This is a genomic window from Oleiphilus sp. HI0086, from assembly GCF_001635225.1.
Genome location: NZ_LWFZ01000180.1, coordinates 1 through 913, shown reverse-complemented (window position 1 = coordinate 913; position 913 = coordinate 1). Strand labels below are relative to the sequence as shown.

Below are 913 nucleotides of genomic sequence, written 5' to 3'. Positions count from 1 at the left end.
TATTTTCGGACAGTTCCTGCGTAAAACCTTGCTAGACCCTCGAGTCATCGCTTCAATAAATCTGGGCAGACTTAGTTCTCCGCTGTCCTCTAAACGCATGGCAAAGGGCAAAAGAAATTCTATATTACTCATTCCCGCTTCAGTTTCAGCAAAAGGCGCTTGTTTCGCTGCAGCCTCATGTGGACGATGAGCGCTGGTGATCGCATCAATCACACCACGGTTTACACCATCAACAAGTGCTAAACGATCCCGCTCTTCTCTTAACGGCGGTAAGCAATAATAAACACTATTAAAATCCTCAATACACTCATCGGTGTAGAGTAGATTCTGAATCGCAACATCTGCCGTAATATTTACACCTGCAGCTTTTGCTTGCTCAAGCTGAGAAACAGATTCAGCCGCCGACAATTGAGAAAGGTGGAGATGCACTCCCGTTGCTTTAGCTAACTGAATCAATTGCGCAACGGCGATGGTTTCAGCCAAAGAAGTAATGCCTTGCAGGCCAACGGTGGTACTTACTTCACCTTCATGCATGACCCCTTGTTGTAATGAGGGCTCTACAGGGTTCACAAAAACGCTCATCTCATGCGTTTTTGCATATTCAAAACAGCGCTTGGTCACGGCTAAATTTTTAAGCGGGTTGTAAGCGTTACTCAAAGCCACACATTGCGCTTTCTTCAGGGATGAATAGGTAGCTAACTGCTCTCCTTTTAGTCCCTGCGTCAACGCACCAATTGGTAAAACTCTGCAATAGTCCGTCTGTGCGCTTAGCTCTCTAATCAACTTTGACACAGCTTGAGAGTCATTGACCGGCCGGGTTTCTGGAGTACAGCATAAGGTCGTCACGCCACCCGCGGCGGCGGCTTTGGTTTCACTTGCGATACTGCCTTTTATGGAGTTTCCTGGCTCTGGC

At 47.2% G+C, this 913-nt stretch carries 1 protein-coding gene; it reads right to left on the bottom strand.

Translation table 11 applies throughout. From position 1 onward, the window contains the following. A partial coding sequence (locus tag A3756_RS02600; RefSeq protein ID WP_068552851.1) for a dihydroorotase occupies positions 1 to 913 on the bottom strand: 913 nt, incomplete at both ends.